Below are 6,981 nucleotides of genomic sequence, written 5' to 3'. Positions count from 1 at the left end.
GGTCACGCCCGCGCGCAGGGCGGCGAGCGCGCCCGCCCGCGCCAGCGCCCCGAGGCGCTCCGGGGTGGCGCGGCGCTCGGCCCGGCCGCGGAGGCCGGCGCGCAGATCGGAGATCGTGGGCGGGGGGCGCCCGGGGAGCCCCGCCAGCCGCTGCAGCGACCCGAGGGCGAGGTGGGTGTGCGCGTCGATCATCCCGGGCACCACCAGCCGCCCGTCCGCGTCCACGTCCCAGTCGCCCGGCCGCCCCTCGACCCGCCGGCCCGGCGGCGCGACGAGGACGATGCGCCGCCCCTCCACCACGACGGTCGCGCCCGCGCCCGCCGGGGGCACGATCCCGTTCCGGATGACGATCCGTCCGTCCACGGGCGCGCATCATCCCTCCCGCGCCGACGCCGCGCAAAGGCGGCGCTCCGCCGCGCCCTACGCCCCCGTGCGCCTTGCCGGGCGAGGCCCGGAGCGGTTAAGAACGTGCCCCCATGCTGTCCCAGGAAGTCCTGAAGAAGCTCGAGGCGATCGAGCAGCGCTTCGAGGAGCTCACCGCGCTCCTGTCGGATCCCGGCGTCGCGTCGAGCGGCGACCGCTTCCGCAAGGTGTCCAAGGAGCGCGCGTCGCTCGAGCCCACCGTGGAGGCGCTCCGCGCCTACCGGCGGCTCGTGAAGGACATCGAGGACAACGAGGCGCTGCTGGCGGAGAAGGACCCCGAGCTGCGCGAGATGGCGAAGGAGGAGCTCGCCCTGCTCCGCCCGCAGGTCGATCCCGCCGAGGAGCAGCTCAAGATCTACCTCGTGCCGAGGGACCCGGCCGACGAGAAGGACGTCATCCTCGAGATCCGCGCCGGCGCGGGCGGCGACGAGGCCGGGCTGTTCGCAGCGGAGCTGCTGCGCATGTACCTCCGCTACGCCGAGCGGCGAGGCTGGCGCGCCGAGGTCGCGGACAGCTCGGGCGGCAACCTGGGCGGCGTGAAGGACGTCACCGTCAACATCGCCGGCGACCAGGTCTACTCCTGGCTCAAGTACGAGTCGGGCGTGCACCGCGTGCAGCGCGTGCCCGCCACCGAGGCGCAGGGGCGCATCCACACCTCGACGGTGACCGTCGCGGTGATGCCCGAGGCCGAGGACATCGACATCCAGGTGAGCCCCGCCGACATCGAGATGGACGTGTTCCGCTCCACCGGCTCGGGCGGCCAGAGCGTCAACACGACGGACTCGGCCGTGCGCCTCACGCACAAGCCGACCGGCATCATCGTGAAGTGCCAGCAGGAGAAGAGCCAGCTCAAGAACCGCAACATGGCGATGCGCATGCTCCGCGCGAAGCTCTACGAGATCGAGCTCGAGAAGCAGCGCAGCGCGCGCGACGCGGCGCGGAAGAGCCAGGTCGGCACGGGCGACCGCTCCGAGAAGATCCGGACCTACAACTTCCCGCAGGACCGGCTCACCGACCACCGCGTCAACTACACCCGGCACAACCTGCCCGCCGTGATGGATGGCGACGTCCAGGACGTCATCGACGCGTGCCGCACGTTCTACGCCGCGGCGGCCCTGCGCGAGGCGTCGCGCGGGAACGCCGCCGAGGGCGCCGCGGAGCGGCGCGCGTGAGCCCCACCCCCCGCCACCGATGACGACGCGTGAACAGGCGCTCCCGGCGCGCGGGGACGGGGGCGCGGCCCCCGCATGATCACCACGTCCTGGACCCCTCTGAAGCTCCTGGCCTGGACCCAGGAGTTCTTCGCGAAGAAGGGCGTCGACTCGCCGCGCCTCACGGCGGAGGTGCTCCTCGCGCACGCGCTCTCCTGCGATCGGGTCCGGCTCTACCTCGACTTCGACAAGCCGCTCGGCGAGCCCGAGCTCGCCGCCTACCGCGAGCTCGTCCGCCGCCGCGGCGAGGGCGAGCCCACCGCCTACCTCGTCGGCAAGAGAGAGTTCTACGGCCGGGCGTTCGCGGTGGACGCGCGGGTGCTCGTCCCGCGCCCCGAGACCGAGCTCCTCGTCGAGGCGGCGCTCGCGGCGCTGCCGCCGGGCGGGCGGCTCCTCGACCTCTGCACCGGCTCCGGCGCGATCGCCGTCAGCGTCGCCCTCGAGCGGCCGGACGCGCGCGTCCTCGCGACCGACGCCTCGGAGGGCGCCCTCGCCGTGGCGCGGGAGAACGCGGCCCGGCTCGGCGCCGTGGTCGAGTTCTCCCACGGCGACCTGTGGGCGGCGGTCCACGGGGACGCGCTGTTCGAGGTGATCGTCTCCAATCCGCCCTACGTTCCGACGGGCGAGCTCGCCGGGCTCTCCCGCGAGGTGCGGCGCGAGCCGTGCATCGCGCTCGACGGGGGGGCCGACGGACTCGCGCTCCTCCGCCGCATCGTCGCCGGCGCACCGGCGCGGCTCGTCCCCGGGGGAACGCTCGTGCTGGAGATGCACGAGGGCCACCTCGCCGAGCTGCCGAGCCTGTGCCTGCAGGCCGGCTTCGAGCGTGCGGAGGCCCGCCGGGACCACGCCGGGCTGCCCAGGCTGGTGGTGGCCCACATGGCGGGCGGGCCCCACCCGGCGTAGAATCCGCCCGCCTCGACGCCCGGTCTGGGCCCGACGGGCCCGCGCTGTCACGCGCGGTGCAACACCCGCGGCGCGCGCCGCGGGCACGGAGTGGAATTGGACAAGATCCTCATCGAAGGCGGCGTCCCGCTGCGTGGCAGCGTCGAGGCCTCCGGCGCGAAGAACGCGGCCCTCCCCATCATCGCTGCCTCCCTCCTCGCCGAGGGTGAGCACCGCATCCGCAACGTCCCCGATCTCGCGGACGTCCGCACGCTCGGGCGGCTGCTCGGCCACATGGGCTGCCAGGCCGAGCGGAACGCGGGCGAGAAGGGCGCCCTGTGGATCCGCGTCCCGGCCGCCGTGCAGCCGGAGGCGCCGTACGAGCTCGTGAAGACGATGCGCGCCTCGGTCGTCGTGCTCGGCCCGCTCGTCGCGCGCTGGGGCAAGGCGCGCGTGTCCATGCCGGGCGGGTGCGCCATCGGCGCGCGGCCGATCGACCAGCACCTCAAGGGCCTCGCCGCGCTCGGCGCCGAGATCCACCTCGAGCACGGCTACGTCGAGGCGACCGCGCCGCGCGGCCGGCTCCGGGGCGCGACCTTCACCTTCGACGGCCAGACCGTCACCGGCACCGAGAACGTCATGATGGCGGCGGTGCTCGCCGAGGGCGAGACGCTGCTCCGGAACTGCGCGCGCGAGCCGGAGATCGTGGACCTCGCGAACGCGCTCCGCGGCATGGGCGCCCGCATCGAGGGCGACGGCACCGACGACATCTGGATCGAGGGCGTCGAGTCGCTCCGGCCGATCGACCACGTCGTGATCGCTGACCGCATCGAGGCGGGCACGTTCCTCGTCGCGGGCGCGCTGCCCGGCGGCGACGTGACGGTGAAGGGCTGCGTCCCGGCGCACGTGGAGGCGCTCGTCGAGAAGCTCCGGGCGGTCGGCGCCCAGGTCCTGCCGGTGGAGGGCGGGCTGCGCGTGGTCGGCGACGGCCGCCCGCGCCCGGTGGACGTCCGCACCGCCCCGCACCCCGGCTTCCCCACCGACATGCAGGCGCAGATGATGGTGCTGCTCTGCCTCGCCGACGGGTCGTCGAAGATCACCGAGACCGTCTTCGAGAACCGCTTCATGCACGTGCACGAGCTGCAGCGGCTCGGCGCAGACATCGCCGTCGACGGGAAGACCGCGGTGGTGAAGGGCGTGCCGGGGCTCTCCGGGGCGCCGGTGATGGCCTCCGACCTGCGCGCCTCGGCGGCGCTCGTCCTCGCCGGCCTCGCCGCGCAGGGCACGACCGAGGTCCATCGCGTGTACCATCTGGATCGCGGCTACGAACGGATCGAGGAGAAGCTCGCGCCCCTCGGCGCGCGCATCCGGCGGGAGAAGGCGTGAACGGCGAGATCATCACGGTCGCGGTCCCGAAGGGCCGGCTGCTGGAGGAGTCGTCGGCGCTCTTCGAGCGCGCCCTCGGCGTCTCCCCGAAGAAGCTCCTCGACGGGACGCGCAAGCTCGCCGCCGACGCGCCCGAGGCGGGGCTGCGCTTCATCTCCATCCGGGCCGCGGACGTGGCGAGCTACGTGGAGCACGGGGCGGCGGCGGTCGGCATCGTGGGGCTCGACATCCTGCGGGAGGAGCCGCGCGACCTGTACGAGCCGCTCGACCTCGGGATCGGCCGCTGCACGGTGATCGTGGCCCGGCACCGGGACGCGAAGCCCCTCCCCCGCGGGGTCGCGCCCCGCGTCGCCACCAAGTACCTCTCGCTCGCCGCCCACCACTTCGCGAAGAAGGGCATCCCGGCGGAGATCATCCCGCTCCACGGCTCCATCGAGGTCGCCCCTTCGCTCGGCCTCGCCGACGCCATCGTCGATATCACCGAGACCGGGGAGACCCTTCGCGCGAACGGGCTCGTCATCGAGGAGACGGTCCTCGACGTCTCCGCGCGCCTGGTGGTGAACCGGGTGGCCCTGAAGCTCCACGCGGAGCGCCTGCGCCGGCTGATCGCCGCCCTTCGCCGGGTATGCGGCGAGGCGGCAGCGCCGAAAGTCCGTTGAAAGGTCCCGGGCCTTCTGCCTAGTATCCGGGGGTTTCCTGGATAGCTCCGGCGCTTCGCTCGGATCCCTTTCCTGATCCTCGTGCTTCACGGTCCCAAGGAGGACCCGTTTCCGTCATGGATTGCCCGCGGTGCAGCGTCGAGATGGCCGAGATTTCCCACGAGGACAGCGTGGTGCACCGCTGCGGCGAGTGCGGCGGAGTCTGGGTGGTGGATGTCGCGGACCTGAACAAGATGCTGCTGCACGCGAACCTGCCGGCGCTGTCGGCGCTCGGCGGCTACGTGAACGCGGACGAGATCGCGGGGATGTGCCCGGCCTGTAACGTCGATCTCGTGGTGGTCGAGGGCGGCGAGAAGCGCGCCGTCACCTACGACACCTGCGAGTCCTGCGGCGGGATCTGGATCGAGGGCGAGGAGGACGAGCCCGCCCCGGAGATCGGCTGGAAGGACGCCGAGAAGCAGATCGTGGCCTTCTTCCGCCGCTTCGCGAAGAAGAAGTAGCCGAGCTCACCACATCCGGTCGTCGCGCCACGGGTACGCGGTGTTCGAGTACCCGCGGATCTCCCAGTAGCCGCGCCGGTCGTGGGTCATGAGCTCGAGGCGCGAGACCCACTTCGCGCCCTTCCAGGCGTATAGCTGGGGCGTCACCACGCGCACCGGCCCGCCGTGCGCCCGCGGGAGCGGCGCGCCCTCGACCGCGTGGACGAGGAGGACGTCGGGCTTGAGCGCCTCCTCGAGCGGCAGGTTGGTGGAGTAGCCGTCGGACGCGTGCGCCATGAGGTGGGTCGCCTCCGCGAGCGGCCGCGCGAGCGCGAGGACGGTCTCGAGCCGCACGCCGCGGAAGGCGAGGTCCAGGACCGACCAGCCGGTCACGCAGTGGAAGTCGGCCTCCACGTCCTCCTGCGGGAGCGCCATCAGCTCGGCGAAGGAGAGCGTGAGCGGCGCCTCGCAGGCCCCGTCCACCACGAGCCGCCAGCGCTCGGGCGCGATCTCCGGCGTCTCGCCGAGATCAAGCACCGGCCACTCCGACTTCTCGAAGACGTTCTGGCCCGGCGGCTCCTTCGGCATGCCGTGCCGGTTCCGCGGCCCGTCCCCCTGCGGCGCGGCGTCGGAGAGCGAGGGCGTCGCCCGCAGCTTCTCGCCGAAGCGCGCCCGCAGCGCCGCCACCCCGTCCTCGATCCGCCGCCGGATTTCGTCGCTCACGGCTGCCGTTCTAGCCGGTCGGCGGCGCCCACGCACCCCGCATGCCCCGGGCGGCTCCACCCGGCCGAACTCCTTGACTCCCGGGCCCCTTCACGGCAAAAACTGGTCCGCGACGCGGGAATAGCTCAGTTGGTAGAGCATCAGCTTCCCAAGCTGAGGGTCGCCGGTTCGAACCCGGTTTCCCGCTCCAGTTCTTCCGAGGGGTTCCGTCGAGAGGCGGGACCCCTCTGCTTTGTGGACTGAGGGTTCCGGCTCGGCGTTCGTTCCGAAGTCGCGGCGCCCCCTACGATTCCCGGCAAGGCTCCTGATGCCTGCCACCAACCGTCGTGCGCCACGGGTGAGCGGCTCACGCTGCCCGTACGGCCAACTCCCTCGCGGTCTGGATGAAGAGCCGCAGCGGCGGGGAGCGCTGCGCGCGGCTGGGAAAGTACAGGAAGAAGCCAGGCACGGCAGAGGCGTAGGGCTCGAGGACCCGCTGCAGTTGGCCGGTGCGGAGCTGCTCCTCCACCATCGGCTCGAAGTCGTACCTGTCCCAGCGCCGGGCCGGCGCCCTCGACGAGGCGCCTCCCTGCGTCGGTCAGCGCTGGAGCGTCAACGGCAGCGACTGGGACGCGCGCGCGGGCGACGCCAGCGTGAACTGGCGGAGTACTGATCGAGAGTCACGCGGACGTCTGGATTTCGAGACCGTAGCGAGCGCCGAGCTTGGTCAACCTATCCACGTCCGGCGGCGAAGTCGGCGCCGGAGGAATCTCGCGCCGCTGCGCCGGCTCGCCCGCTTCGGCGAAGAACTTGTCGATCCCACCCGGCTCGTAGGTCACGACCACGCGGAGCTTGCTCGTAGGCTCGAAGTGCTCGAGCTTGTCGGCGGGGATGCGGATCAGCGATCCGGGCCCGCACTCGAGCTTCTTCCCGTCGACGTGCAACGTGAGCGTTCCCTCGACGACGTACACGGTTTCCACAACGCGACGGTGAACGTGTGCAGGCGGCCCCATGCCTGCGGGCATGGTCATCTGCATGACCGTCGCCTCGCCATTCGACTCGTCGCTCGACAGCAGGACTTCGTAGAGCCCTCCGAGCATCCAGAAGGCCCTACCCTCACCCGACTTGTGAACTATCGCCTGAGCCATCGTCTCCCCCATGGGTGAAACGTCGCGCTGAAGGAACGTAGTGACTGACTCTGGGCGTCGCTAGCTCGCTCGATCCTGACGGCAACGGCCG

At 72.3% G+C, this 6,981-nt stretch carries 8 protein-coding genes, 1 tRNA gene and 1 pseudogene; 6 read left to right on the top strand and 4 right to left on the bottom strand.

Annotated features, from left to right (window positions below):
- Positions 1–363 (bottom strand): amidohydrolase family protein (locus MNZ29_RS24925; protein WP_242355040.1); only part of this gene is annotated, 363 nt, incomplete at its 3' end.
- A 113-nt stretch (positions 364–476) separates the two neighbouring features.
- Here MNZ29_RS24925 and prfA point away from each other — a divergent pair.
- The 5 genes from prfA to MNZ29_RS09950 all read left to right on the top strand — a co-directional run bounded on the left by prfA (position 477) and on the right by MNZ29_RS09950 (position 5,061).
- Positions 477–1,595 (top strand): peptide chain release factor 1, encoded by a 1,119-nt coding sequence (prfA, locus tag MNZ29_RS09970; protein WP_242337190.1) that lies wholly within the window; start codon positions 477–479, stop codon positions 1,593–1,595.
- 75 nt (positions 1,596–1,670) lie between these two features.
- The gene (gene prmC / locus MNZ29_RS09965) at positions 1,671–2,537 is read left to right on the top strand and encodes a peptide chain release factor N(5)-glutamine methyltransferase (RefSeq protein ID WP_242337193.1); all 867 of its coding nucleotides are present in this window, start codon (positions 1,671–1,673) and stop codon (positions 2,535–2,537) included.
- Positions 2,538–2,633: 96 nt separating this feature from the next.
- Positions 2,634–3,902: a UDP-N-acetylglucosamine 1-carboxyvinyltransferase gene (gene murA / locus MNZ29_RS09960; RefSeq protein WP_242337195.1), complete on the top strand. Its 1,269-nt coding sequence runs from the start codon at positions 2,634–2,636 to the stop codon at positions 3,900–3,902.
- Complete coding sequence (hisG, locus tag MNZ29_RS09955) at positions 3,899–4,561, top strand: ATP phosphoribosyltransferase (RefSeq protein ID WP_242337196.1); 663 nt, start codon at positions 3,899–3,901, stop codon at positions 4,559–4,561. Before murA ends, hisG begins: the two co-directional genes overlap by 4 nt.
- A gap of 116 nt (positions 4,562–4,677) precedes the next feature.
- Complete coding sequence (locus MNZ29_RS09950; RefSeq protein ID WP_242337198.1) at positions 4,678–5,061, top strand: zf-TFIIB domain-containing protein; 384 nt, start codon at positions 4,678–4,680, stop codon at positions 5,059–5,061.
- Between the two features lie 6 nt (positions 5,062–5,067).
- Here the strand turns inward: MNZ29_RS09950 and MNZ29_RS09945 are convergent, their stop codons facing one another.
- Entirely contained in the window at positions 5,068–5,763 is a 696-nt protein-coding gene (locus tag MNZ29_RS09945) for a sulfite oxidase-like oxidoreductase (RefSeq protein ID WP_242337200.1), read from the bottom strand.
- Positions 5,764–5,877: 114 nt separating this feature from the next.
- Between MNZ29_RS09945 and MNZ29_RS09940 the strand changes: the two genes are divergently transcribed.
- Positions 5,878–5,953 (top strand) — tRNA-Gly (locus tag MNZ29_RS09940).
- 156 nt (positions 5,954–6,109) lie between these two features.
- On the opposite strand, the pseudogene MNZ29_RS09935 reads toward MNZ29_RS09940, so the two are convergent.
- Both MNZ29_RS09935 and MNZ29_RS09930 read right to left on the bottom strand, forming a co-directional pair.
- A pseudogene (locus MNZ29_RS09935) lies at positions 6,110–6,289 on the bottom strand (LysR family transcriptional regulator); the annotation flags it as partial.
- A 133-nt stretch (positions 6,290–6,422) separates the two neighbouring features.
- The gene (locus MNZ29_RS09930) at positions 6,423–6,902 is read right to left on the bottom strand and encodes a cupin domain-containing protein (protein ID WP_242337202.1); all 480 of its coding nucleotides are present in this window, start codon (positions 6,900–6,902) and stop codon (positions 6,423–6,425) included.
- Positions 6,903–6,981 lie beyond the last annotated feature (79 nt).

The organism is Anaeromyxobacter sp. SG64, from assembly GCF_022690745.1.
Lineage (GTDB): Bacteria > Myxococcota > Myxococcia > Myxococcales > Anaeromyxobacteraceae > Anaeromyxobacter > Anaeromyxobacter soli.
The sequence above is the reverse complement of the archived record's forward strand: the minus strand, read 5'-3'. Positions and strand labels throughout refer to the sequence as shown.

Bases quoted from the DNA above. Each gene is read 5' to 3' on its own strand.
- prfA (WP_242337190.1), top strand. From the start codon at position 477: ATGCTGTCCCAGGAAGTCCTGAAGAAGCTCGAGGCGATCGAGCAGCGC.
- prmC (WP_242337193.1), top strand. From the start codon at position 1,671: ATGATCACCACGTCCTGGACCCCTCTGAAGCTCCTGGCCTGGACCCAG.
- MNZ29_RS09950 (WP_242337198.1), top strand. From the start codon at position 4,678: ATGGATTGCCCGCGGTGCAGCGTCGAGATGGCCGAGATTTCCCACGAG.
- MNZ29_RS09930 (WP_242337202.1), bottom strand. From the start codon at position 6,902: ATGGGGGAGACGATGGCTCAGGCGATAGTTCACAAGTCGGGTGAGGGT.